Source organism: Bradyrhizobium sp. Kon10 (genome assembly GCF_055807395.1).
On sequence record NZ_JBVVOZ010000317.1, the window covers coordinates 1 to 251 of the forward strand.

Here is a 251-nt window from a genome sequence, read left to right on the forward strand (position 1 = left end):
GGTGGCCGAACGTGAGATCACCGGGCTGAGGCTCACCGCCACCGGCACGGCCGATGCCGCCAACCCGGCGGCCAATGTCCAACTGACCGGAAATGTCGCGGGCCAGCCCCTGCAAGGCAGTGCCGTGCTGGCGACGTCCGACGGCAAGCGCGCCATCAACGGGCTTTTGCTGTCACTCGGCAAGAACCGGGTATCAGGCGACCTGGCACTTGACGAGGCGTTCGTGCCTGATGGCACCGTGGCGCTCGACC

The 251-nt window shown here is 67.7% G+C and carries 1 protein-coding gene; it reads left to right on the forward strand.

Annotation, left to right across the window (positions count from 1 at the left end; translation table 11 throughout):
- Window positions 1-251: hypothetical protein (locus tag AC0L2O_RS37190; RefSeq protein ID WP_473373253.1), on the forward strand; the 251-nt coding region annotated here is incomplete at both ends.